Annotated in this window: 21 protein-coding genes, 1 tRNA gene and 1 pseudogene; 15 read left to right on the forward strand and 8 right to left on the reverse strand. The window is 35.1% G+C overall.

All coding sequences use genetic code 11. The annotated features are described in order from the left end of the window. Positions 1-5,424: hypothetical protein (locus ACKI44_RS04330; protein ID WP_407421907.1), on the reverse strand; the 5,424-nt coding region annotated here is incomplete at its 3' end. Between the two features lie 463 nt (positions 5,425-5,887). On the opposite strand from ACKI44_RS04330, the gene ACKI44_RS04335 reads away from it, so the two are divergent. From ACKI44_RS04335 to ACKI44_RS04365, 7 genes are all read left to right on the forward strand, one after another. Further along, the gene (locus ACKI44_RS04335; RefSeq protein ID WP_407421909.1) at positions 5,888-7,012 is read left to right on the forward strand and encodes a pseudomurein-binding repeat-containing protein; all 1,125 of its coding nucleotides are present in this window, start codon (positions 5,888-5,890) and stop codon (positions 7,010-7,012) included. Between the two features lie 41 nt (positions 7,013-7,053). Beyond that, on the forward strand, positions 7,054-7,734 hold the full coding sequence (locus ACKI44_RS04340) for an MIP family channel protein (protein ID WP_407421911.1): 681 nt from the start codon (positions 7,054-7,056) through the stop codon (positions 7,732-7,734). A gap of 99 nt (positions 7,735-7,833) precedes the next feature. Further along, the gene (gene pyrH, locus ACKI44_RS04345) at positions 7,834-8,511 is read left to right on the forward strand and encodes a UMP kinase (protein WP_407421913.1); all 678 of its coding nucleotides are present in this window, start codon (positions 7,834-7,836) and stop codon (positions 8,509-8,511) included. A 12-nt stretch (positions 8,512-8,523) separates the two neighbouring features. Beyond that, entirely contained in the window at positions 8,524-9,312 is a 789-nt protein-coding gene (locus ACKI44_RS04350; RefSeq protein WP_407421915.1) for a TatD family hydrolase, read from the forward strand. A 14-nt stretch (positions 9,313-9,326) separates the two neighbouring features. Continuing rightward, a complete protein-coding gene (locus tag ACKI44_RS04355) occupies positions 9,327-9,518 on the forward strand; it encodes a DUF2116 family Zn-ribbon domain-containing protein (protein ID WP_407421917.1) in 192 nt (63 codons plus the stop codon). Positions 9,519-9,528: 10 nt separating this feature from the next. After that, on the forward strand, positions 9,529-9,864 hold the full coding sequence (locus ACKI44_RS04360) for a YbjQ family protein (protein ID WP_407421918.1): 336 nt from the start codon (positions 9,529-9,531) through the stop codon (positions 9,862-9,864). Then, positions 9,845-10,702 (forward strand): hypothetical protein, encoded by an 858-nt coding sequence (locus ACKI44_RS04365; RefSeq protein WP_407421920.1) that lies wholly within the window; start codon positions 9,845-9,847, stop codon positions 10,700-10,702. Before ACKI44_RS04360 ends, ACKI44_RS04365 begins: the two co-directional genes overlap by 20 nt. On the opposite strand, the gene ACKI44_RS04370 is transcribed toward ACKI44_RS04365, so the two are convergent. Then, entirely contained in the window at positions 10,677-11,486 is an 810-nt protein-coding gene (locus ACKI44_RS04370) for a sulfite exporter TauE/SafE family protein (RefSeq protein WP_407421922.1), read from the reverse strand. The two genes, ACKI44_RS04365 and ACKI44_RS04370, sit on opposite strands and share 26 nt — an antisense overlap. A 54-nt stretch (positions 11,487-11,540) precedes the next feature. Between ACKI44_RS04370 and ACKI44_RS04375 the strand changes: the two genes are divergently transcribed. After that, positions 11,541-12,656 (forward strand): hypothetical protein, encoded by a 1,116-nt coding sequence (locus ACKI44_RS04375; RefSeq protein ID WP_407421924.1) that lies wholly within the window; start codon positions 11,541-11,543, stop codon positions 12,654-12,656. A gap of 31 nt (positions 12,657-12,687) precedes the next feature. Further along, on the forward strand, positions 12,688-14,586 hold the full coding sequence (locus tag ACKI44_RS04380; protein WP_407421926.1) for an MJ1255/VC2487 family glycosyltransferase: 1,899 nt from the start codon (positions 12,688-12,690) through the stop codon (positions 14,584-14,586). 22 nt (positions 14,587-14,608) lie between these two features. Here ACKI44_RS04380 and ACKI44_RS04385 read toward each other — a convergent pair. The 4 genes and pseudogenes from ACKI44_RS04385 to ACKI44_RS04400 all read right to left on the reverse strand — a co-directional run. After that, a pseudogene (locus ACKI44_RS04385) lies at positions 14,609-15,586 on the reverse strand (transcription initiation factor IIB); the annotation flags it as partial. After that, the gene (locus ACKI44_RS04390; RefSeq protein ID WP_407421928.1) at positions 15,577-15,864 is read right to left on the reverse strand and encodes a Gar1/Naf1 family protein; all 288 of its coding nucleotides are present in this window, start codon (positions 15,862-15,864) and stop codon (positions 15,577-15,579) included. The pseudogene ACKI44_RS04385 and the gene ACKI44_RS04390, both read right to left, overlap by 10 nt. Positions 15,865-15,957: 93 nt before the next feature. Beyond that, positions 15,958-16,716 carry an RraA family protein gene (locus ACKI44_RS04395; RefSeq protein ID WP_407421930.1) on the reverse strand — a complete coding sequence of 253 codons (759 nt, stop codon included), beginning with the start codon at positions 16,714-16,716 and terminating at the stop codon, positions 15,958-15,960. 127 nt (positions 16,717-16,843) lie between these two features. Next, positions 16,844-17,308 carry a MarR family winged helix-turn-helix transcriptional regulator gene (locus ACKI44_RS04400; RefSeq protein ID WP_407421932.1) on the reverse strand — a complete coding sequence of 155 codons (465 nt, stop codon included), beginning with the start codon at positions 17,306-17,308 and terminating at the stop codon, positions 16,844-16,846. A gap of 454 nt (positions 17,309-17,762) precedes the next feature. Between ACKI44_RS04400 and dnaG the strand changes: the two genes are divergently transcribed. From dnaG to ACKI44_RS04430, 6 genes are all read left to right on the forward strand, one after another. After that, positions 17,763-18,974 (forward strand): DNA primase DnaG, encoded by a 1,212-nt coding sequence (gene dnaG / locus ACKI44_RS04405; protein ID WP_407421934.1) that lies wholly within the window; start codon positions 17,763-17,765, stop codon positions 18,972-18,974. 152 nt (positions 18,975-19,126) lie between these two features. Further along, positions 19,127-20,497: a glutamate synthase-related protein gene (locus ACKI44_RS04410; protein ID WP_407421936.1), complete on the forward strand. Its 1,371-nt coding sequence runs from the start codon at positions 19,127-19,129 to the stop codon at positions 20,495-20,497. Between the two features lie 100 nt (positions 20,498-20,597). After that, positions 20,598-21,203 (forward strand): biotin transporter BioY, encoded by a 606-nt coding sequence (locus tag ACKI44_RS04415; protein ID WP_407421946.1) that lies wholly within the window; start codon positions 20,598-20,600, stop codon positions 21,201-21,203. Positions 21,204-21,246: 43 nt separating this feature from the next. Beyond that, positions 21,247-21,636 carry a DUF1284 domain-containing protein gene (locus tag ACKI44_RS04420; RefSeq protein WP_407421938.1) on the forward strand — a complete coding sequence of 130 codons (390 nt, stop codon included), beginning with the start codon at positions 21,247-21,249 and terminating at the stop codon, positions 21,634-21,636. 58 nt (positions 21,637-21,694) lie between these two features. Then, positions 21,695-21,766: transfer RNA gene (locus tag ACKI44_RS04425), tRNA-Gln, on the forward strand. 30 nt (positions 21,767-21,796) lie between these two features. After that, on the forward strand, positions 21,797-22,984 hold the full coding sequence (locus ACKI44_RS04430; protein ID WP_407421940.1) for an ATP-grasp domain-containing protein: 1,188 nt from the start codon (positions 21,797-21,799) through the stop codon (positions 22,982-22,984). Positions 22,985-23,170: 186 nt separating this feature from the next. Here ACKI44_RS04430 and ACKI44_RS04435 read toward each other — a convergent pair whose 3' ends face one another. Together ACKI44_RS04435 and ACKI44_RS04440 are read right to left on the reverse strand one after the other, a co-directional pair. Continuing rightward, entirely contained in the window at positions 23,171-23,848 is a 678-nt protein-coding gene (locus ACKI44_RS04435; protein WP_407421942.1) for a V-type ATP synthase subunit D, read from the reverse strand. A 27-nt stretch (positions 23,849-23,875) separates the two neighbouring features. Beyond that, the gene (locus tag ACKI44_RS04440) at positions 23,876-25,264 is read right to left on the reverse strand and encodes a V-type ATP synthase subunit B (RefSeq protein ID WP_407421944.1); all 1,389 of its coding nucleotides are present in this window, start codon (positions 25,262-25,264) and stop codon (positions 23,876-23,878) included. Between the last annotated feature and the right edge of the window lies 1 nt (position 25,265).

Below are 25,265 nucleotides of genomic sequence, written 5' to 3' on the forward strand. Positions count from 1 at the left end.
AGCACGATTATTGCTTTTATCGACATCATATTCATTACCAGTAACTGAAGCAATATTTTTAATAGAACCTGTTTTACCGATTTTTGAAATAATTTCCAAAGTTTGAGAAGCATCTTTAGCCAAATCACCAATAGTCCAAACGCCGTTGGAATAACTGCCAACACTAGCTACATAATACTGATAGATTAAACCGGAAGGCAACACATCAGCAACATTAACGCCAGTTGCAGCATCAGGACCAATATTTCTAACAGTTAAAGTCCATTTAACCAAATCCATGTAATTCGGAGCAGTATTATTAACAACCTTAGTTATAGCCAAATCAGCAGCCCTAGCAACATTAACAGAAGCCTCAGCACGATTATTACTTTTATCGACATCAAACTCATTACCAGTAACAGATGCAATATTTTTAATAGAACCTGTTTTACCAACTTTACAGATAATATCCAAGATTTGAGAAGCTCCATTAGCCAAATCACCAATAGTCCAAACACCATTGGAATAAGATCCAACACTAGCCACATAAGACTGATAAATCAAACCGGAAGGCAACACATCAGCAACATTAACGCCAGTAGCAGCGTCAGGACCATTATTTTTAACAGTGATTGTCCATTTAACTAAACCCATGTAATTTGGAGCAGTATTATTAACAACTTTTACAATAGCCAAATCAGCAGCCCTAGCAACATTAACAGAAGCCTCACCACGATTATTACTTTTATCAACATCAAACTCATTACCAGTAACAGATGCAACATTCTTAATAACACCAGTTTTACCAACCTTACAGACAATATCCATTGTAGCAGAAGCACCATTAGCCAAATCACCAATAGTCCAAACACCATTGGAATAACTGCCAACACTAGCTACATAAGACTGATAGATTAAACCAGAAGGCAACACATCAGCAACATTAACACCAGTAGCAGCATCAGGACCATTATTTCTAACAGTAATTGTCCATTTAACCAAATCATTATAATTAGGATTAGTCACATTGGATGATTTCACAACAGACAAATCTGCAGATTTTAAAACATTAACAGAAGCTTCAGCACGATTATTAGATTTATCAACATCAAACTCATTACCAGTAACTGATGCGATATTCTTAATAGAACCTGTTTTTCCGATTTTTGAAATAATATCAATTGTAGCGGAAGCACCTTTAGCCAAATTACCAATAGTCCAAACGCCGTTGGAATAACTGCCAACACTAGCTACATATGACTGATAGACCAAACCTGAAGGCAACACATCAGCAACATTAACGCCAGTTGCAGCATCAGGACCAACATTCCTAACAACTAAAGTCCATTTAACCAAATCCAAGTAATTTGGAGCAGTATTATTAACAACCTTAGTTATAGCCAAATCGGCAGCATCGGAAACTGAAATGGATTTTGAAGCATTATTATTGGATGGATTATAGTCATATTCTCTTCCAACAACAGAAACCCTGTTAACAAATGAACCTGTTTTATTAACCAAAGTTACGATTTCAAAACTCATAGAACCTCCAACACCTAATGATCCAACAGACCATTTACCATCAGAATAACCCGGAGTTGTACTTCTAATAACTAATCCTGAAGGCAATACGTCAGTTAAAACAACGTCATTTGCGGCATCAGGACCATTATTTTTAACAGTAATTGTCCATTTAACCAAATCACCATAATTCGGACGGGTATTATTAACATCCTTAATTACTTCCAAATCAGCAGATTTTGCGACATTAATGGAAGCTTCTGCACGGTTATTTGATTTGTCGATATCATATTCATTTCCAGTAACTGATGCAACATTTTTAATAACACCAGTTTTACTGACTTTACAGATAATATCCATTGTAGCGGAAGCACCTTTAGCCAAATCACCAATAGTCCAAACACCATTGGAATAACTGCCAGCACTGGCCACATATGATTGATAAATCAAACCTGAAGGCAACGCATCAGCGACATTAACGCCTGTAGCGGCATCAGGACCAATATTTCTAACAGTCAATGTCCATTTAACCAAATCCAAGTAATTTGGAGCAGTATTATTAACAACTTTTACAATAGCCAAATCAGCTGCTTTTGGAACTGAAATTGTTTTTTCTGCCTTATTGTTTAATGGATTGTAGTCATATTCATTTCCACTGACGTTAGCGATATTTTTAATGTTTCCAGTAGTGTTTACTAAAGTAATGATTTCCAAACTTCTGGATTGGCCTGGAGTTAATGTGCCGACAGACCATCTGCCATTAGCATAATAGCCGTCTGAATCTTTAAATATCAAACCTTTAGGAACAGCATCGTCTACAAAGACTTCTGTTGCTGTATCCGGACCGTTATTTGTAACAGTTAATGTCCATTTAACCAAATCGCCATAGTTAGGGTTAGTCACATTAGCTGTTTTTACAATAGCTAAATCTGCAGCCTTGGCAACATTTACTGAAGCTTCATCATGATTATTGGACATGTCAACATCGAATTCATTTCCGGTGACATCTGCAATATTTTTAATAACACCTGTTTTTCCGATTTTTGAAATAATTTCCAATGTTTGAGAAGCGCCTTTAGCCAAATCACCAATAGTCCAAACACCATTGGAATAAGTTCCAACACTGGCCACATATGACTGTAAGACTAAACCGGAAGGCAGCACATCAGTAACATTAACGCCTGTAGCGGCATCAGGACCATCATTTCTAACTGTTAATGTCCATTTAACCAAGTCTCCATAATTAGGAGAGTCATTACTTACAAATTTTACAATAGCCAAATCGATGGCATTGGAAACACCAATGGTTTTGGATGCCTGATTGTTGGCCAAATTATAATCATGTTCAAAACCGCTGACTGTAGCAGTGTTTTTAATGCTTCCGGTAACGTTTACTAAGGTAACGATTTCCAGACTTACGGACTGGCCAACATTTAAAGTGCCAATTGACCATTTGCCGTTTTCATAATTTCCGGTACTACTTTTTAATACAAGACCTTCTGGAAGAACGTCATTTACAATAACGTCATGAGCAATATCCGGACCGTTATTTGTAACCACTAAAGTCCATTTAACCAAATCCCCGCAATTAGGGTTATTTACATCAGAAGTTTTTGTTATTGCCAAATCACTGGCTTTTTTAACTGATATCATTTTTGAGTCATGATTATTGGACATATCTGTATCATATTCTTTTGCAACCACATTTGCTTCATTTGTGATACTGCCAGTTTTATCAATCAATGTGGTAATTTTAAGAGTTTCAGTTTTACCTTTTGCCAAATCGCCTATAGTCCAGACACCATTTGAATAGGATCCGACAGTGGCAGTATATGACTGATAAACTAAACCTGAAGGCAATACATCAGTGACATTAACGCCGCTTGCATCACATGGACCGTTATTTACAGCGTTTATTGTCCATACAACATAATCAGGGTAATTATATTCATTGGACGCTGTGCTTTTGCTTATAGCAACATCGACTTTTGGTATTACAACGAATGTTGTTTGATTAGTGATTGTCTTATAGTAATTGTCTTCAAAATGCTTTGCAGTTACTGTATAGGTTCCTGCTTTCAAATTAGTTAATTGAGCGGAAACTTCACCCAAATAACTTGATTTTAATGTTCTGTTGAAAACAACAGTGCCGTCTTCATGTTTAACTGTTAATAAAACGTCAATATTATATTCACGGGAATCCTGATATAGCTGACCGCTGTTTGTAGCGCCCAAAACAGGAGTTTCTCCATTAACTTTAATATATCTGTTGGAAGCTGCATTATATATTGCATTAGAAACAGCCAAATTGTCATAATCTGCAATGTTGTTACCTCCATATATTATTGCGCCAACGTTTTCAGTTTCGCCGTAATAAATATCCTTTGCATATATAGGAAGGGCGTAAACCCATGCCTGATTTTGTGTCATTACATTGTTTGTTATTTTTAAGTCCTTACCTGCCTTATCATAATATATTGCACTACCGTTTCTTGCTACATTATATTCAAATCTGTTGTTGTTTACAGTGTCTAACGTACCGTTGATATAAATAGCACCACCCAATCCGTCATCATTGACTTTAGGATCTGCAATAGCGGTATTGTATGTGAAATTTGATGTCTGAACATTTGTGGACTCACCGTTAACATATACTGCACCACCATCATGTTTAGCGCTGTTATGGTCGAAATTTGAATTGAAAATATCAAGAGTGTGAGTATCGACATATACTGCACCACCGTCTATTGATGCATAATTTTTATGGAAATTACACTCATCAATAGTTATGGAGTATCCTGATAATTTTGCAGCACCACCATACGGAGCATTATTTGATGTGAAATCACAATCAATTATTTTAAGATTCATTGATGTTATGCCGTCCACATTAGCCAATGCACCTCCGTAATCATTAGCTGTGTTTTCAATAAAAGTACAATCTTTAATGGTGCCTGATGAGTGTGCAGTTAAAGCTCCACCGAAATCTGCTGAATTTCCCTTGAAAATACAGTTTTCATATATGACGCTTTCCCTTAAACAGCTTGCACCACCGTGTGATAATTTAGTACCTGTTACTGAAATCGCTTTATTGTCTGTAAAATTACAGTTTTTAATTAATGAATTTGTAACTATTCCTTCTTTTCCTACCTGGATTGCACCTCCATATACTCCTCCACCGTTTTTATTGTAAACGCTGTTGGAAACGAATCTGGAATTCGTTATTCGCGTATCATAACCATAGGCCCCTACAGCACCTGCAGCTATTGCAGCACGATTATTTATAAAATCACAATTGTCAATTACAAGGTTACGTCCATAATCGGGGTTTGTCTCCACAAAATACTGGGTATAGATTGCACCACCACCATTGGAAGCATAGTTATCCCGGAATGTACAGTCCCTGAAACTCACGTCCTTTCCAAAGACCAGTACCGCACCGCCGTTAAATTCATTTCCGTTTTTAAATACAAGATTCGAAAAGCTGGATCCGGAACCTCCGTCTTCAACGACGAAAATACCTGATATATTTTTTCCGTCCAGCGTGGCTTTTGATGTCGAAGCAAATGTAATATTCTTATATACCAAAATTACTGATTGCGCTTCGGAAGCCTTAAACTCCCCGTTTAAAACAAGCGTGTCTCCGTCAGTTAAATTATAATGAATTAAGTTCTGAATTGTTTTAAAATCACCTCCATTTAAGGTAATTATATTTGACTTTAAAATTTTATCCGGTTGAGAATTTGCTAGTTTATCTTTATCAATTGCATTAATGCTGCCAACTGCTTCATGATTTGCGCCTGCATCGGCGAACGTGTCATTTAACTCCATCGCATCAACAGCATTGACTGCGAAAAGAATTAATGAAATGAAGCATATGGCAATTAAAAAATTTTTGCTAATAGCTATCTTATTTTCAAACATTTTCTTGTCTCCTTGAGGACATTGATAACCACCATTAATTAACAAAAAGCTATTAATAAGCAATTAAACTTTTTATTTTAATTTTAATTTTGAAAAACCTCATCAAATTTAAAATTTGTTCAAAATATGATGAATTAAAAGCTGGCTATCGATGCAGCCAGCTTACACCTCATAGTTTAAGGACAAATATAAGATCATAATCCAACAATTTTGGACAATTTTACCTTCCGACAACAATTTTCTCAAAACTGTGTAATATTGTACCAAAATAAAAGATAATCTCTATAAATCCTCTAAAATCTAATTAATGTGGTTTAATATTTATAGTTTTGCTTTAAACTGAATATAATTTCACTTCATCAAAAAATATAACCTCCTGATTAAAATTTAACCAAGTAATATGAAAACTTTAATAAAGAGGTAAAAATAAAACTAGAAAGTAACTTAAAAAAAGGAGAAGACCATGAGAAAAGAGGCAATCATAATACTTTTCATATTCTTATTAATATCATCAAGTGCCGGTCAGGTTTATGCAGCAAAAACCGTCTTTCTAACATCGGACAATATTATCGGTGAAAATGATGACGTTAAGATGTTGAACTCAATTAAAAATTACGTGGAGGAGTTAAGCAATGGTCAGATTAAAGTGATTGTTGACAGCAAGTCACCCAGCCCCGGAGAAGCCTCAAGAGGTATTGAAAGCAGTGCGGATGTATGCGTAAACCTTGCAGCGGCCGACCCCGGAAACTTTCTGATTCTGGCAAAGAACAGTGTCAATACAGACATGCAAATGATATATGTAAACACCGGAAGTTTTGATTTGGATAGTGAAACATCCCTTAGAAGGGCATGGGACGACAATTATTCCCGCGCAATATTTGCGGGACTTAATCACCCAGGAAAATACCTAAATGAATCCGGCGTAACATACATCCAGCCGCTGAAAGTATACCCTGATGCAGGTCCAAAGGGAAACCTCAACCATTATAGCGAAGATGTCAATAAATACATTGCACAGGAAATAGTTGAAAATGTCGGTAAAAACCAAGCTGAAAACTATGATAATGATTTGGTCATCACACATTCCCTTCATCCCTCACAAATGGCCAAGGCAAGCCAGGAATTATATGAAAGTGGAGATAAGGAGATGACTGGAACATACAACTCATATTCTGCCCCGCAAGTATTATATTTAACAAGTTCCTATCTGAACGGCAACGGGCTTGAAAGCCCTAAACAATACGGTGAACCGACTGATCCGGAACAGTACTCAATATTTACCAAAAATTCATATTCAATAGACGATTATATAAAAATGGGAGGAATCGTAAAGCAGTTCATGGATGAAAACGGAAGGGCGCCGAATTATATCGAATACGACGGTGCAAAAATCAGCTATTACGATTTATTATACAATTTCGCCAAAATAACAGAAAATCATACGGACAGTTCAGAGATGGATTTTGCAAAACACTATCACTTTGAAAGAGTCAACGAATCGATACTCATAACCGCATTTCCATATGTACTTGCAATTGTTGTTTTAATATTGGCATGTGCCGGACTGCGAAGAATAAGACGAAGATAAATATATAACTAACGATAAAAGTATTAAAAGTAGGTGAATTTATGAAAAGATATATAAGTGAATTAATTGGAACTATGGTTCTTGTGTTATTCGGATGTGGAAGTGCAGCCATCGCAGGCGCTGTACTAGGTAATTTAGGAATAGCTATGGCATTCGGTTTATCCATTGTTGCTATGGCATATGTAATCGGAGACATTTCAGGATGTCATATTAACCCGGCAGTATCCATCGGAATGTGGATAGACGGAAGAATGGAATTGAAAGACTTAATAATGTATATTATTTTCCAATGTATCGGTGCAATAATCGGTACTGCAATACTCGCAGTTTTAATCAACTCCGCACCAATTCTCGGAGGATATATGAGTACAGGATTAGGTCAAAACGGATTTGGAGCTGCATCAACTGTAGGAATTAACTTATACGGCGCATTAATTACCGAAGTAATTTTAACATTCGTATTTGTATTTACAGTTCTTGGAGTTACCAGAAGCGAAAAAACAAGTGTCGTTGCAGGAATCGTTATCGGTTTAACCCTTGCATTCGTACACATCATGGGAATCCCATTAACCGGTACATCAGTCAACCCAGCACGTAGTTTAGCACCTGCCTTATTCATGGGCGGAGTAGCTCTCCAACAAGTATGGGTATTCATTGTAGCACCAATTATCGGTGCAGTGATTGCTGGTTTAGCACACAAAGGATTATACACTGAGGAATAAACAATTCCTCATTTTTTCTCTTTTTTTATAACACCCTCAAGAAAACTTTTTTAAAATTTAAATATTATAGAATTGATATTTAATATATAAGGTGAATATATGAAAATCGTTGTTGCAATTGGCGGATCAATTCTATTGAAGGAATACGATAGTACAAGATTCATGCAATATAGTGAAATTTTAAAAGAATTAACAAAAGAGCATGAATTATTCGTTGTAGTTGGTGGAGGAAAACCGGCTAGAGATTATATTGGCGTTGTTCGTGACTTGGGGGCTGGCGAAGCTCAATGTGACGATATTGGGATTGAAGTTACCAGAATCAATGCTAAATTATTGCTGTCTGCACTTGGAGATGCTGCTTATCAAAGAGTACCTCACAACTTCCAGGAAGCTTTGGAATTTGCAGCCAGCGGCAAAATCATTGTTATGGGCGGAACTGAACCTGCACACAGTACAGATGCAGTTTCTGCAATTTTAGCTGAATACGTGCATGCAGACAAACTTATCAATCTGACTTCCGTTGACGGAATGTACACCAAAGACCCTAACAAATTCGATGATGCTGAACTTGTAAGTGAAATAACAGCTACAGATTTACTTGATTTCCTTAACGGCAAAGACATGAAAGCAGGAACCTATGAATTCTTTGATACCACCGCTGTTCAAATGATCAAAAGATCAGATTTGGAAACCGTTATTGCAAATGGTTATGAACCAGAAAACCTTATAAAAGCAATAAACGGCGAAAATATAGGAACTAGAGTTATTAACGAATAATATGGTGATTTTGTGGATAATCTAATCGATATTGGTTTGAATCTGATGCATTCCTCCTTTAAAAAGGACAGAGTTGAAATTATAGAAGAAGCCAAAAAGGTTGGCGTTAATCAATTCATAATTACAGGAACCAATATACATTCAAGCCACATGGCTCGTGATTACGCATCAAAGTATCCGAATACATTGTTTTCAACATCAGGAGTTCATCCCCACGATGCAAAAACATGTAACGGACACACAATATTCGAGCTGGAAAAAATAGCCAGTGCAGACTGCGTTGTAGCTATCGGAGAATGCGGTCTTGATTACAATAGAAATTTCTCACCACAGGATTTACAGAGAAAATGGTTTGAAGCTCAAGTGGAGCTTGCAGAAACTTTAGACATGCCTTTATTTTTACATGAAAGAGAAGCTCATGAAGACTTATATAAAATATTAAGTAAACATGACGACGTTACAGAAAAAAGTGTCGTCCATTGTTTTACTGGAACTAAAGAAGAAGCTCAAAATTATATCGATTTAGGTTGCTATATTGGTGTTACCGGATGGATCTGTGACATGAAAAGGGGAAGGGATTTGCAGGAAGCGGTAAGCGTGATTCCTCCCGAAAAACTGATGATAGAGACAGATGCACCATTTCTAATACCAAAGAATTTTGATAAAAAACCTAAAAAGAATAGAAATGAACCGAAATATTTACCCCACATACTCGAGATGATCGCTCTTTGCATGGGTATGGATAAAGAAGAGCTTGCAGTGCAGGTTACTAAAAATACAAAAGAATTTTTCAAAATATAAAACAGGTGATAATTATGTCAGTAGAACCACACAAACATTGTCCAATATGTGGAACTCCAATTCCATTAAATGAACTCGTATGCTCCCCAGACTGTCAAAAAGTATGGGATGCTAGATTAAATCAGCAGAAAAGAAGCAGACTCATATTGTATGTTGTAATAGCTATATTTTTAATCATATGGGCAATATTAACATTTGTAAAATAGATGTGATTACATGATACTAACATCAGCAAATACACTGGAAAATAAAAAAATCAAAGAATATAAGGGCCTTGTTACTGGAGAGTCATTAATAGGGGCAAATATTTATAAAGATTTATTTTCTGGTGTTCGTGATGTTGTAGGCGGTAGAACATCAAGATATGAAGAAGAAATTAAACGAGCCCGTGATATTGCACTTGAAAGTATGAAAGAAAAGGCAGGGCAATTGAATGCAAACGCCATTATCGGGCTTAAAATCTCTTATGATAACCTTGGCGGTACAATGGGAAACACCATTCTAATTACAGCCTATGGTACTGCAGTGCTTTATGAAGAAAATGAAGATTGATAAGCAAAGAGTAGGTAACCTGCAGAAAGCATTCAATACAATCGCCATCGGTACGGCAGCAGGTCTTGCAGTTTATGGTATTTTTTTATATTTCCATATAGACATATTCGGATGGAATCTGGGTCTTTTATTTGCACCATTGGCTGCGGGTTATGTTGAAACCAAAATAGCTGAAAGATTTATCGGCGAAGATATCGGCGCAATCAGCGCATTTATCCTATTTTTAGTTACAGTGGCCTACGGTTTTATAATAAACAATCCCACATTGGGATACAATATCATTACAGTAGGTTCAATCGTAATCATAATACAGGCAGCAATCCCTACATTCATAAACTATTTCGGAATAGTTGTTGTTGTCGGAACGCTATCATACCTGACCGGTTTTTTCAAAGAAAATATGGACAAACTGCGTAATCATGTAAGAAGATTAAGAGATGAACCGGAAAAAGAAATTATAGATACTGTGACATTATTCAGTGAAACGGAAAGCAACAAGGTATTGAACTCACAAAACTTCATTTACATAACAAGCACGGATCCAAAGGATTTGGACTACGATATCCTGGGATTTTTTTATGTAACGAAAACTATTGACAGAAACACCCACATCATGCATTTGTCTCCGGAAAAAGTTGAAAGAAAACATTTGAATGATCTGAAACAGGGAAAAGATGAATGTTTGATAAAGCTGGCCGATGAAATAAAAGAACTGGGCGGCAATGGCGTTGTTGATCTGGACATTCTTTACTTTTTAAATGGTATCGGAGGTTCCGAATTCCAGATTATCGCTCGTGGAATGGGAATTAAAATTAAGGAAGAACGCCCAACATTTTAAGAGCAATATACAATACCACAAAACCAAACACTTGTTTTAAACGTTTTTCAGGTAATTTATGAGCATATTTTGCACCGACCTGCGCCAAAGGTACTGAAAAACAGGCAATGAATAAAAAATTAATTATGCTTACATAACCTAGAGAATATGGAAATGAATTAACGCCCCATCCTGAAATTATATATGACAGGGTTCCTCCAATGGCCGTTAATGAAATAAATACGGATGAAGTTCCAATAGCGCGAATCATTGAAAAACCCAAAAGCATTGTCAGTATAACGATTAAAAATATTCCGCCGCCAATTCCGAGAAGGCCTGAGAAAAATCCTACAAAAATACCTGTAAGCATTATTGTAATTAAATTGAAATCAAATCTTGCTTCTTTTTCCTTTTTTTCTCTTGAAAGTATGTTTCTAATAGCTATGAACAACAATAAAAGTCCAAAAATTATTTCCAATGTTCTTGACGGCAATACTGAAGCGACAAATCCTCCGATGAAACTTCCGACAATACCGAATACTCCCAATTTGATTCCCGGACCAATGATATTATCCAATTTCTGGGAATGCTTATATGCTCCGCTGGATGCGGTTGGAATAATGATGGCCAAACTGGTTCCAAGTGAAATCAGCATTGCAAGGTCCGGTGCAACTCCAATATACTTTAAAAGGAAATACTGGAAGGGTACGATTAAAAATCCTCCCCCAACACCTAAAAGACCGGATGCAAAACCTGCGACAATTCCAATTAAAATCAAGCCAAGATAAAATTCAATTGCAAACATAATTTAATCCTTTTAGTAAATAATTTAAATAATTAATTCAAATAATTATTGTTAATGAAGATAAACAAGACTATATTTGTTGGTATCCTATTTATAATAATTGCCGGTGTGATTTTTATAAGCGATATTTTAAATCCTATAGTTCACCCGATAACACATCTATTTTTAATGGGATCTTCTAAAGGAAAAGACATAATATTTTTCGGATTGATGGGAGCCTTATTAATATCAACACAGCTGTTTAAGGATTTTAAAATCGATTCAGACAAATACTTAAAAATTACACTTGCTTTAGGTTCAGTTACATTAACCTTGGGAATCCTTCTGGAAGTCCTCTTCAGATACCAGATGGGAATTGGTCTTAACACTATTTTCATGTGTATCGGAAAAAGCATTTCATCAACAAGCATTCTGCATACCCATCTTTTAAAGTCCGTTTTTGGAGAGCTTGTAACCCATCTGATAGGACCATTTATCAACAGCGAAATAAATACTGGAGTCGGCCTATATTCATACATCCCAAACGTTGGAAAAGTGATAATTATACTGATTCCAGTTACCGGAATAGCATTATTGCTGGCCCTAAGAAATAAAAGAACTGTTCAGACAGTACTGCTTTCATTTTTCGGATGCTGTCTACTGATTGGAGCGCTGGATGGAGGATTATTTTCAACCCCCGCAATTACAGGAATATGCGGAGTATTTTTAATGCTTAGAAACGGCAAATGCATAGAAGAGATTGTTGACTATATTGCAGGAATCGATAAAAACATCTGCGACAGGTGCAAAATCATACCTCCATTTAAAGGTTTCAAAAATCTCATTGCGGTATTGATAAAAAGGTATCTTCCATACATTGTGGCCGCATTGATAATCCTTTTAAGGTTTTCAATAGCTGTTATCGGAGCGAATACCGAATATTATGAAGTGGACGTTGCAAATCCCGCAGATAACCTTGAATTAAATAACTTTTCAATAGAAAATGTAAGTCACAGTGATAATAAAACCGTTTATATCATGAATTCAGATTACAATGAAATGGAATTGCTAAACGATTTAAAGGTACCGCTGAACAATTCATGTGACTATTATACGGTATCCTGGAACATTTTTTCATATCTCGAACCTAATCATCCGATTACAAATATGTATCATTCATTGAAAAATTAAATTAACTATAAAAGATAAAGAGTATATCAATATGATTTTAAGCATTATTATACCGACATACAACGAAGAGGAATATCTGCCTGTCCTTTTGGAAAGTATTAAAAAGCAGAATTTCGCAGACTATGAAGTGATTATTGCAGATGCGGATTCAACTGACAGGACCCGTGAAATAGCTGAAGAATATGGCTGCATTATCGTTGAGGGGGGCATGCCCGGTGTTGGTAGAAACAATGGTGCTAAAGTCGCCAAAGGAGATTACCTGCTGTTTTTAGATTCGGATTTGGAGCTTACAGAGGATTATCTAAGAGACGTGATTTACGAGTTCCAGATGGAAAGACTTGGAATAGCCATTACCCAAATGAAGCCATTATCTGAAAAATCAGAAGACCGGCTACTGCATAACCTGGCCAATTACTTCATGATCGGCGTTGAAAGGATAAAGCCACATGGAGCAGGATGCTACGGAATAATCGTTAAAAGAGAACTCCACGAAAAATGCGGAGGATTTGACGAAGAGCTGACCTTCGGTGAAGACAGCGATTACATTAGGCGTTTAGGAAAAGTCGAACGCTTTAAAGTTTTAAGAAAGGCCAAAATAGGTGTTTCAACCAGAAGACTTGAAGAGGAAGGTATTGAAACATTAATACAGCAGTACGGAAAAAGTACATTGAATGATTTTATAGGTAAAAAAACAGATGCTGAAGAATTGAATTATGATTTTGGACATGGTAAAGACCATATGGATAAAACGAGCCTGGACAAATTTGCAAAGGAATCCGAAAAAATCAGCAGAATGTTTGAAAACTATGACAAGTCTGCAGAAAAAATCAATACTGCAAAATCATATTTCAAAAGAACGAAAGCCAGAAAAAACAGACCTAAAAAAATAGTCTTCTACTGTGTCTGCGGCGAGGGAATGGGTCATGCAATACGTTCCGGCGTGATAATAGACAGGATTAAGAAAAAATACGACGTATACGTATTCTCACATGACAGGGCATATGAATACCTGAATGAAAAATTCGATCACGTTTATAGGATTGGCGGATTCAATACAGTTTACATAAACAATAAGGTAAACAACCTAAAAACTTTACAAAGTGCCATAAGAAGAAATCCGACAAACATCAAGGTGGGATATGAGGAATTATACAAAAAGGCAAGAGCATTATCTCCGGACGTTATCGTAACTGACTTTGAACTTTATGCAACAATTGTCTCAAAGCTTCTACAGATCCCATTGATAACCCTTGACAATATCCATATGATTACACAGACAAAAATAGACTATCCGCCACACCATCAGACAGAAATGCTTAAGGCAAAAGGCGTGATTAAAGGCTATGTCGTAAGGGCGAAATTCCATATCCTAACCAGCTTTTTCTTCCCGAAGGTAAGGTCTGGAAAAAAAGCCGTAATCTATCCTCCGGTGATTCGTGAGGAGATATTCAAATTGAAGCCGACAACAGGAGACCACATCATCGTTTATCAGACAAGTAAGGAAAGCGGAAAACTTGTCAAAAGATTGAAGGCGCTTGATGAGAAATTTATCGTTTACGGATTCAATAAAAATGAAGTTGATGAAAATCTGACATATAAAGAATTCAATGAAAACGAATTCTATGACGATTTGGCAAGCGCAAAGGCTGTTGTATGTAATGGTGGATTCACATTCATATCCGAAGCCATAACCCTTAAAAAACCTATTTACAGTGTTCCAGCTATTGGAAACTTTGAACAGACATTAAACGGATTTTACGTTCAAAAATTAGGTTATGGAGAATATCACGAAAACATGAGTGTTAAAAAGCTCAAAATATTCCTGAATAGACTTGACAAATACCAGAATAAGTTAAATAAAGTAAAAATATATAATAACGACGGAATTATTCGTGAATTGGAATACCGTATCGAAAAATATTCGAAATAAAAAAAATAGGTTTTAGGTGAACTTATAAAGTTACACCCATATCTAACTGTTCAGTTAATTCTTTGTATCTGTTTCTGATAGTTACTTCAGTAACGCCGGCAATGTCTGCTACATCTCTTTGGGTTTTTCTCTCACCGAGTAAAACTGATGCAATATATAATGCAGCTGCCGCTACACCGGTTGGTCCTCTTCCTGAAGTTAATCCCTTATCCATTGCCTTTTCAATAATTTCAATAGCTTTGGATTGGGCTTCACCGGACAAACCTAATTCACTAGCAAATCTTGGAACATAATCTACCGGAGATGTTGGCGGCAATTTAATGTTCAATTCTCTTGTAAGGAACCTGTAAGTCCTACCAACTTCCTTTTTAGTAACTCTTGAAACTTCAGCAATTTCATCCAGCGTACGTGGAACATTACACTGTCTGCATGCTGCATATAATGAAGCTGCGACTACACCCTCAATACTTCTTCCACGGATGAGTTTATTGTCTACAGCGCTTCTGTAAATCACGGATGCCGCTTCCCTTACACTTCTTGGAAGTCCGAGTCTTGATGAATCCCTGTCCAGCTCAGACAATGCGAATGCAAGGTTACGTTCAGTAGCACCTGAAATTCTGATTTTTCTTTGCCATTTTCTTAATCTGTACCATTGAGCACGGTTTCTTGCAGGAATATCACGGCCGTAAATATCCTTATTCCTCCAATCGATCATGGTACTTAAACCTTTATCGTGAATAGTGTATGTAATAGGAGCTCCGACCCTTGTACGTTTATCTCTTTGTTCATGGTCAAATGCTCTCCATTCAGGACCCATATCTACCAAGTTTTCATCAATAACTAATCCACAATGAGAACAAACTACTTCTGCTCTTTCATAATCTCCTATCAATTCTGTAGAACCACATTCCGGACAAACTGCTTTTTTACTTTCTTCTTCACCTTTTCTTGCAGCCCTATCTGACCTTTTTCTACGTCTAGGAGCTTGATTTACTTCTTCTGACGTGGTTTCATCCTCCTTTTTTTATGTTTTTTAGATTTTGGTTTTGATACAAATAGTTTTTCACCATAATTACTCTTGATTTCATCCAAATCAGCGGACTTAAATAAACGAATTGAGATGTATGGCTGTTTAGTAGGCCCAAAAACATAGCTTACCTTCCCAATCTTATTGTTGTTACTGTCAAATACAATCCCACCACTGGTTGGTGTTTGGGAGGATCTTGCTATTAATTTACCAGAGTTTGCAACATGCAAACTATTTCCTAAAAATTTCATATAATCAAACTAAAAATTAAATCTGTATCGGTAATATATTTAGAACAGTCTAATATATAAAGGTATCGATATATTTATATATAAAATATTTACTTATTTAAATAATTTTATATTTGATTTTAATCCGACAACCTGTGATAATGACTTGCCTGAATTCAACATGTCGGTTATATTTTTCTCCTTGAGTTTTATCTCAAATGTCTTTTCCATAACCTGTGCAAAGAATTCTTTTGGAATGATAACAACGCCTGTTTCATCACCATATAAAAAGTCGCCCGGAGAGATTTTAACGGACTCCAATTCCAGATCAACGTTAATCTCGCCTAAACCTAAAGCCTTACCTGCATTAGGCCTGTATCCGCAAGCAAAAATAGGATAATCCATTGTCAATAATACATCCAAATCACGTACGCAGCCGTAAACAAGTGTTGCCTTAATGCCTGAGTTTTTAGCGCAGGTTGATGCGAGTTCTCCCCAGATTGCAGCATCCATATCGCTGGTTTCAACAAGCAACACGTCGCCTTCATCTGCCTCATCAATGGCCAAAGTAATTGTTCCCCAGTCATCGCTGCCGGTTTTTGAAGTGGTTATTTTACCCCAAGCTTTTAAATTGTTTATTGACTTTAAATTATACACCACACCTGGTCTGTGAGCTATTTCATTGAAAGCGTCTGAAATCTGACAGGATGAAACATTATCCAAAAATGAGTTCAGATTAATGTAGTTTTTATAATTTTTACCGTTGTAAGTCAAATCATCAATTGAAATATTGTCTAAAGATATGTCTTCAAATTTCACTTTCTTATCTAAATCTTTTTTGTTATTTAATAAATCCCGAGGCTTTATTGACATTAAATCACCATATTGTTTTCAACTAAATATTTGTCAAGAGAGTAATAAAAAAATTTCTATAGTTAAATTTTCAGCAAGAAATCTGGCATAACTTGCGGCATCAGAAAAAAATCATTAAGAGATAATTTCAATAGTAAATATTCCTTTTTTCATTCATTTCAATAGATTTAATTGTTAATTTCTTAAAGGTTTCCAGGAATTCAGAATCAAGTTCGTCCAAGCCGATTTCCTTTTCCCATTTCTCATTAATCTCTTTCATTACCGGAATGAGATCTTCACCTTTTTCGGTTAACATTAAAGAGTAATAACGTTTGTCTTCAGGTAATTTCTCACGTGTGAGATAACCTTCTGATTCCAATTTTACAATTGCCTTGGTTATTGCCCCTTTGGTCAAGCTTAAATCAGCAGCCAAATCCTTTTGGTTAATGCCATCGTTTTCATAAATTTTGAAAATGCAGAATACTTGAATTAAACTTATGCTATACTTTGAAAATTCATAGTTCAGATAGTTTTTGTGATTTTTGTGAAAAACATATAATGTATCTGCAAAATGTTTGGATTCCTTAAATGTTAGATTATTTTCAGATTTCATTAATCATATTTTTCTATTTATAAATATAAAATATTTTTGTAAAAGGCATTCACATTGCAAAAAAATGCATGGATGAGAAAACTAAAATCAATATAACATATTTTATATATTAGTTTAACCAAAAATATTAAGCGTAGTAGTTGAACACTACTTATATTATTATATGCTTAAGAGTTCATTTATTCATTATTATTTATATGATTTAATTAAAAAAAAGGAGAAAATTTAATTATTAAAAGGATTTAAACTAAAAACAGAAAAAACAACAAATTTAAAAGTGTAAAAATAAATTTAGACCCGTTTAATTAAATTTTCATTAGTACTTTAGCTCTTTTTAGTGTATAATAGGTTTTATTTAAAACATGTTTATCGTATAATTTATTTATTGCCTAAAAATAATTTAATTTTTAGAAACACATAAATAAACCCGATTAATAAGCTAGGAGGCTTAAAAATGGGAAAAGGCGAAGAATTAACTACAACAAAATATTTAATCCATGCGCAAATTAATGCAAATGGAATTGTAGAAAAACCTGATGTTGTCGGAGCAGTCTTCGGACAGACTGAAGGTTTATTAAGTAACGATTTAGATTTAAGAGAACTTCAAAGGACTGGTAGAATAGGAAGAATACAAGTCAATATTCATTCTAACGGCGGAAGAGCTAAAGGAGATATTATTATCCCTTCAAGCTTAGACAGAGTTGAAACCGCTATCCTTGCAGCATCTTTAGAAACAATCAATCGTGTTGGACCTTGTGAAGCCGAAATCCAAACTTTAAAAGTTGAAGATGTTCGTGCTGTTAAAAGAGAACAAGTTGTAAACCGTGCTAAAGAAATCTATAAAAACATGGTTGAAAGTGTCGGTCCGGCAAGCATGAAAATGATTGAAGAAGTCAGGGAAGCTATGCGTATCCATGAAATTTCCGAATATGGAGATGACAAATTGCCAGCTGGCCCAAGCATTCACACTTCAGATGCAATTATCGTTGTTGAAGGACGTAGCGATGTTTTAAACTTACTTAAATACGGTATTAAAAATACTGTTGCTGTAGAAGGAGTAAGCGTTCCACAATCCATTGGAGAATTAAGTAAAAAAAGAACTACCACCGCTTTTGTAGATGGAGATCGTGGCGGAGAGTTAATCTTAAAAGAACTTTTACAAATCGGAGATGTTGACTACATTACCCGTGCTCCTCAAGGAAAAGAAGTGGAAGACTTGGAAAAAGACGAAGTCTTAGTTGCACTTAGAGACAAAGTTCCTACTCCACAATTCTTAGCAAATCACAACATTCTTTCTGAATCAGATAATAACGGACGCAAAAAACATGATAAACATCATCACAAAAAACATCAGAAATACAAAAAAGAACCTGAAATTGAAGATGATGAAATCAGTTTAATGAAAGACATGTTAAAAGAATTTGAAGGCACTGGCTGCGGAGCAATCTTAGATAAAGCATTGAACATAACTAAAGAAGTTTCAATTGAAGATATCTATGAAGAAATCAAAAATATTGAAGAAGGTGCAGATACCGTAATATTCGATGGTATCATAAGCCAGAGATTAGTTGATGTTGCTTCTCAAAAAGGCATTAAAAAATTAGTTGCTTTCAAATCAAACATTGTGAAAAAGCCACACAATCTTAAAATCATTACTATGGACTAATAGTATTTTTGAGGATATTTATCCTCACTTTTTATTATTTTTTTCTACCAAACAATCATCAAAGTCGAATATACTCTTTTTAGATTTAACAAATTTACAGTTAATTAAATTGATGTTACTTTTAAATAGTATAGTTTTTAAAAGAATACAACATGATTTACAAATGTTTAATCTGCGGACACATTCATAATGAGGAGTCCACAGGTGTTTTATTGAATGAATTGGACGAATGTCCCATCTGCAAACAGGATATTTCAAATTTTGTTGAAGTTGAAAAAACAGAAAGCTTTGATAACACAGAATTAGCATACGACAAAGAATTTGCCAAATCAGATAAAGATGAAAGAGGCATGGATTTAATTCACGAAATGGCTATCAGCGGTCAAAGTATTGTTTCTGCAATGGGAACCGATTTAAAAATGCCTGATTGGGAAGACATTTTAATTTTAGGTTGTCAGTTAAATCCGCAACCATTAGAAAAAGAAATTGACGTTAATACCCAAACAGTAATAGGCAAAAATGCTTTAAAACCTTTGGTAATTGAAACACCGATTTATATTACCCACATGTCTTTTGGAGCATTGTCAAGAGAAGTTAAAATTGCTCTTGCAAAAGGAAGTGCGGGAGTAAAAACCGCCCAGTGCAGTGGTGAAGGAGGAATTTTAGCAGAAGAAAAAGAAAACTCATACAAATACATCTTCGAGTACGTTCCAAATAAATATAGCGTTAATGATGAAAATTTAAAAAGCTCTGATGCTATTGAAATTAAAATCGGCCAATCAACAAAACCAGGTCTTGGAGGGCAACTTGAAGGAGTTAAAGTAACCTCAGAAATTGCACAGGTCAGAAACAAAACTGAAGGCATGGATATCCATTCACCTGCAACAATACCTGAAGTAAATTCAAAAGAAGACTTAAAAGATTTAGTATCTAAACTGCGTGAAAAGTCCGAAGGCAGACCAATCGGTTTAAAGCTTGCAGCAGGACATATTGAAGAGGATTTGGAATATGCAATATATTCCGGAGCAGATTTTGTAACCATTGACGGAAGAGGAGGATCAACCGGGGCAAGCCCAAAAATAATTAAGGATTCAACATCCGTTCCAACAATATATGCCCTGGCAAGAGCCCGCAAATATCTGGACGATAAAAATTCAGATATGAGTTTAGTCATTACCGGAGGATTAAGATTATCATCAGATTTTGCAAAAGCATTGGCTATGGGTGCTGATGCAATAGCAATCGGTACTGGAGCATTAATAGCGGCTGCATGCCAACAGTATAAAATCTGCCATACCGGCCGATGCCCTGTTGGTGTTGCAACACAGGATAATGAATTACGTGAAAGATTGAATATAGATTTAGCAGCCAAAAGAGTGGAAAATTATCTCAAAGTATCAACTGAAGAGTTAAAAACATTTGCAAGAATCACAGGCCATGATGATGTTCATGACCTAAATTTAAATGATATAAGAACACTAAACTCAGAAATATCTGACTATACCGACATTAAGCATGTTTAAATATCTTTGAAAAATTAACAAGAAATTGCTATAATTATAAATATTAATACCAACAAATATTATTTAAGAAACTATAACTTAAGGAGGAAATTAAATGAATATAAACATTGATAATTATTATGCTGCTAGAAAAACAGTCTTTGAAAGATTTGATGAATCTACTACAGCAACAAAAATCGTTTTATCATTTTTAATGGCTTGTATTACTGGTTTAATGGCTCAAATCATTATTCCTCTTCCATGGACCCCAGTTCCAATTACTGCACAGACACTTGCAGTTTTATGCTCTGGACTGTTCCTTGGTAAAAAATATGGTTGTTTAAGCCAAATAATGTATATTGTTTTAGGAATTACATTCATTCCATGGTTTGGAGGAATGACCGGAGGATTAGACATTGTACTCGGATCCACCGGAGGATATTTCGTAGGATTTATAATTGCATCATACTTCATAGGTTACATTACTGAAAAGTATGCAAAAGCACGTAATTTTACCCGTATGTTTGCAGTTATCGGAGTAGCTAACTTTGCATTAATTTACATTCCAGGTCTTATCGGATTAGCACTCTGGGCTTACTTAACTCAAGGTGCTGTATTAGGAGTTGTAGATTTATTGTTAATGGGTCTTGTTCCATTTATCTTTGGAGACCTTATTAAAATCGCAGCTACAGCAGGATTATCCAAAACTTTCTTACCAAAAGATTAAGGTTAATTTTTTAACCTTTCTCACTATTTTTTAAAAGATTTACATGAGAATTAAATTACGAGGCCATCATTTATTATGTCTTTCAGGTTTTCAGGGCTACGGCTACAGTGAGGATTTTGTTTTGAATATGGCCAGAATTAATGAAAAAAGAAAATCTGAAGATTGCATTATCACCCTAACAAATGAAGCAGACGATATATGTTCATCATGCCCAAATTTAAAGGATAATCTTTGTGAAAATGAAAAACAGAACGAAGTTATCGTTAAAATGGATAATGAAATATTATCACAATTCAATTCAGAAAAAGAATATAATTCATTAGAGCTATTTAAAGAAGTGTCTATGAAATTTAATACATTGAAAAGTGTGGAAAATGTCTGCAATAATTGTAAATGGGAAAATGAATGCTTATTTTACAAAAAATTAGAATAAAACGATACCTTTAAATACTACTTAAAATATATATTAAAATGTTGTTATATTGCAACATAGTCCCGTAGGGTAGTGGTAATCCTTCTAGGCTTTGGACCCGGAGACGGCGGTTCGACTCCGCTCGGGACTATTCTAAATAACTTTTTTTATGAGATTTTTTATGAAAAAGCTGTTACTTATTGGAATTAATACAAGAAGTATGCTTAACAGTGCATTAAAATTAAATTATGATGTTTTTTCAACCAGTTATTTTTCAACATCAGATACTCCAAAGATTGAAAATCAAAAGATTATTCTTGAGGAAAAGGATAATGAAAGCTCGGGGATTTTTGAAGACAATTTCAACAGCAAAAGCATTCTGGAGTATTCAAAGGATTATATTGATGAAGTTGACCACATCATCCCAATATCCGGAATTTCACCAGATGAATTTAGGAAAAAAGATCAAAAAAAGATTTTAGGAAACAGAAATGTTGAAAAAATTGAAGACAAATTCAGATTTTTCAAAGAAATCGAAGATGAATTTAAAACACCTGACACTTTTTTAATAAAAGATGTAGATGAAGCAATTGAAATCAGTGAAAATAAACCTGATGTCAAATATATTATAAAACCCGTTAAAGGATCTGGTGGTTATGACATTAATCTTTTAAATAATGATGGCTGTATTCAATTAAATGATGGTGAAAAATTCATGCTTCAGGAATACGTTGAAGGGATAAATTTAAGCTCATCAGTGCTTGGAAGTAAAGATTGCAAAAAAACAATAATGAACTCACGATTACTGACTGAAAATGATTTTAAAAACAATAACAGTTTCATATATATTGGAAACATCCTGCCTTTAACAGATGAAAGTGCATTGACAAAAATAAAGGATATTGATAAAATAAATAAAGAAATGATTGAAACGTCAGAAAATCTTGCATACAAATTTGATTTGATAGGTTCAAACGGTGTTGACTTCATCCATAATGAAAACGGACTCTATGTTATCGAAGTCAATCCAAGAATTCAGGGAACATTCGAATGTGTGGAAAAGTCACTTCAGATAAACATGCTTGATGCCCATATAAAAAGCTCTCTAAATGAAAGCGTGGAAATTCCAAAAGCAAAGTATTACGCATATAAAAAGATAATTTATTCACCATGCCGGAACAAATATTCAAAAATAAATCTGGACAACATCTATGATTTGCCCCACATAGGAACGATAACTGAAAAATCAGAACCGCTGCTTACAGTAATCGATAAGGACAGTGATTTTAAAAAGTTATATGAAAAAGTCGAAAACAGCTCCAGAATAGTAGATGAGGAAGCTAAAATACACCGACAAGATGCAATATAAAGAATAAAAACCCAATTGTTATTAAAAAAGTAGTTATAACCATCCCATAAGTCATCCATACAAATAAACGAGCTTTATTATCAGGATCTTTTAAAAATTGGTCAATAGGATTTCTTTTCATGATACACCATTAATTAAATTTCTTAAAAAAAAATAAAAAAAGAAAATGAACAGAATAAGAAAGTCTTATTCTGCGGCCTCTTCAGCAGCTTTTGCAGCCTTTTCGTTTTTCTCAATAGTAGACCTAATCATTTTCAAACGAACAAAGTTTTCCCTTTCCATTTCTTGGAGTCTCATATCAATATACTTTTCAGTATTTTGGAATCTTGGAATCATAATGTGTTCTAAAGCATTTACTCTACGTTTAGTGGATTCAATTTCTTCCGCTAAAAGGAAAATAGTTTTTTCCACTTCACCAAGTTCAATTAAATACTTAAGAGATTCCTCGAATTTTTTAGCAGCTTCATCCAGTTGTATAGTTGTATCGGAAAAACCGTAACCCCTATCAATAATGGACCTTTCTTCCATTTTAACATTGGTTACAGGTACGGATACACCCATTACACTTCTTGAAGTAATGTCAACGTCAATGGATTCTTTAACTGAAAGTGATGCTTTCTTTACAGCTAAATCGCCCATTGCAATTTGAGCTTCTACTAATGCTTCATTAGCTTCTTTTAAGCTTCTTTCTGCATCTTCACGAATACCTTTAACACGATCCAAGATATCAAAAAATTCTTTGATTAAAGCATCCCTTTTTTCCTTGAGTAAACCGTGTCCTTTTACAGCCAGTTTAGTCCTGTTTTTAAGGGATAATAACTCCATCCTTGTTGGATTAATTCCATCAATAATATCTTGTGCCATTTAATCACCTGTTTTAAACAAATGAATTTATTCTTTTGGAAGGTATTGTTCGATAAATTCTTCTTTAACCCTTTTGAGTTCGGTTTTAGGTAAGATTTTAAGTAAATCCCAACCGAGGTCTAAAGTTTCAAAGATAGTTCTGTCTTCATCTTTACTTTGAGTGATGAATCTATCTTCAAATGCTTGAGCAAATTCCAAGAACTTTTGGTCCCTTTCTGTAAGAGCTTCTTCCCCTACAACTGCAACTAAGTCTCTTAATTCACGACCTTCTGCATAAGCAGAATAAAGCTGGTCAGATACTCCACTGTGGTCATCACGAGTTTTGTCTCCACCGATACCACCACTCATCAAACGAGAGAGTGATGGAAGTACGTCTACAGGAGGGTAAATACCTTTCCTGGAGATTTCTCTGCTTAATACAATCTGTCCTTCAGTAATATAACCAGTTAAATCTGGAATAGGGTGAGTAATATCGTCTTGAGGCATAACTAAGATAGGCATCTGAGTAATTGAACCTTCTTTACCGTCAATACGTCCTGCTCTTTCATAGATACCAGCGAGGTCAGTGTACATGTATCCAGGGTAACCTCTTCTTCCAGGTACTTCTTCCCTTGCTGCGGAAATTTCCCTTAAAGCTTCACAGTAGTTGGTCATATCTGTTAAGATAACCAATACCTGCATACCTAAGGTAAATGCATAATATTCTGCAGTGGTTAAAGCCATTTTTGGAGTTAAGATTCTTTCAATAGCAGGGTCGTCTGCCAAGTTCATGAATACTGTTAATTTTTCTAAAGCTCCAGTACGTTCAAAGTCTCTCATAAAGAAGTTTGCTTCTTCGTTTGTAATACCCATAGCTGCGAAAATTACTGCGAATTCGTCGTCAGCACCTAATACTTTAGCCTGTCTTGCAATTTGTACAGCTAAATCGTTGTGAGGTAAACCAGATCCTGAGAAAATAGGAAGTTTTTGTCCTCTTACTAAAGTGTTCATTCCGTCAATGGTAGAGATACCAGTTTGAATAAATTCTTCAGGGAATTCACGAGAAGCAGGGTTCATAGGAGCCCCGTTAATATCCAATTCTTCGTCAGGAATGATTTCAGGTCCACCGTCAATAGGTTTACCGATACCGTTAAAGATACGACCCATCATATCTCTGGAAACACCGATTTTTGCAGTTTCACCAGTAAATCTGGTTTTAGTGTTTTTGGTGTTCAAATCGTTAGTTCCTTCGAAAACCTGGATAACAGCAACATCTTTAGTTACTTCAAGAACTTGCCCACTTCTTTTTTCACCAGTAGGTGTTTCAATATCTACAATTTCATTGTAACCAACGCCTTCTACTCCTTCAACAACCATTAAAGGACCTGAGACTTCAGATACAGTAGTATATTCTCTAGTTTTAATATTTGTATTCATT

This window comes from Methanobrevibacter sp. (assembly GCF_045646205.1).
Classification (GTDB): Archaea; Methanobacteriota; Methanobacteria; order Methanobacteriales; family Methanobacteriaceae; genus Methanocatella.

What these genes read in the sequence shown, in the direction of transcription:
- ACKI44_RS04335 (WP_407421909.1), top strand. Translation starts at nt 5,888, where the DNA reads ATGAGAAAAGAGGCAATCATAATACTTTTCATATTCTTATTAATATCA.
- ACKI44_RS04340 (WP_407421911.1), top strand. Translation starts at nt 7,054, where the DNA reads ATGAAAAGATATATAAGTGAATTAATTGGAACTATGGTTCTTGTGTTA.
- pyrH (WP_407421913.1), top strand. Translation starts at nt 7,834, where the DNA reads ATGAAAATCGTTGTTGCAATTGGCGGATCAATTCTATTGAAGGAATAC.
- ACKI44_RS04355 (WP_407421917.1), top strand. Translation starts at nt 9,327, where the DNA reads ATGTCAGTAGAACCACACAAACATTGTCCAATATGTGGAACTCCAATT.
- ACKI44_RS04360 (WP_407421918.1), top strand. Translation starts at nt 9,529, where the DNA reads ATGATACTAACATCAGCAAATACACTGGAAAATAAAAAAATCAAAGAA.
- ACKI44_RS04365 (WP_407421920.1), top strand. Translation starts at nt 9,845, where the DNA reads ATGAAGAAAATGAAGATTGATAAGCAAAGAGTAGGTAACCTGCAGAAA.
- ACKI44_RS04370 (WP_407421922.1), bottom strand. Translation starts at nt 11,486, where the DNA reads ATGTTTGCAATTGAATTTTATCTTGGCTTGATTTTAATTGGAATTGTC.
- ACKI44_RS04375 (WP_407421924.1), top strand. Translation starts at nt 11,541, where the DNA reads ATGAAGATAAACAAGACTATATTTGTTGGTATCCTATTTATAATAATT.
- ACKI44_RS04380 (WP_407421926.1), top strand. Translation starts at nt 12,688, where the DNA reads ATGATTTTAAGCATTATTATACCGACATACAACGAAGAGGAATATCTG.
- ACKI44_RS04390 (WP_407421928.1), bottom strand. Translation starts at nt 15,864, where the DNA reads ATGAAATTTTTAGGAAATAGTTTGCATGTTGCAAACTCTGGTAAATTA.
- ACKI44_RS04395 (WP_407421930.1), bottom strand. Translation starts at nt 16,716, where the DNA reads ATGTCAATAAAGCCTCGGGATTTATTAAATAACAAAAAAGATTTAGAT.
- ACKI44_RS04400 (WP_407421932.1), bottom strand. Translation starts at nt 17,308, where the DNA reads ATGAAATCTGAAAATAATCTAACATTTAAGGAATCCAAACATTTTGCA.
- dnaG (WP_407421934.1), top strand. Translation starts at nt 17,763, where the DNA reads ATGGGAAAAGGCGAAGAATTAACTACAACAAAATATTTAATCCATGCG.
- ACKI44_RS04410 (WP_407421936.1), top strand. Translation starts at nt 19,127, where the DNA reads ATGATTTACAAATGTTTAATCTGCGGACACATTCATAATGAGGAGTCC.
- ACKI44_RS04420 (WP_407421938.1), top strand. Translation starts at nt 21,247, where the DNA reads ATGAGAATTAAATTACGAGGCCATCATTTATTATGTCTTTCAGGTTTT.
- ACKI44_RS04430 (WP_407421940.1), top strand. Translation starts at nt 21,797, where the DNA reads ATGAAAAAGCTGTTACTTATTGGAATTAATACAAGAAGTATGCTTAAC.
- ACKI44_RS04435 (WP_407421942.1), bottom strand. Translation starts at nt 23,848, where the DNA reads ATGGCACAAGATATTATTGATGGAATTAATCCAACAAGGATGGAGTTA.
- ACKI44_RS04440 (WP_407421944.1), bottom strand. Translation starts at nt 25,264, where the DNA reads ATGAATACAAATATTAAAACTAGAGAATATACTACTGTATCTGAAGTC.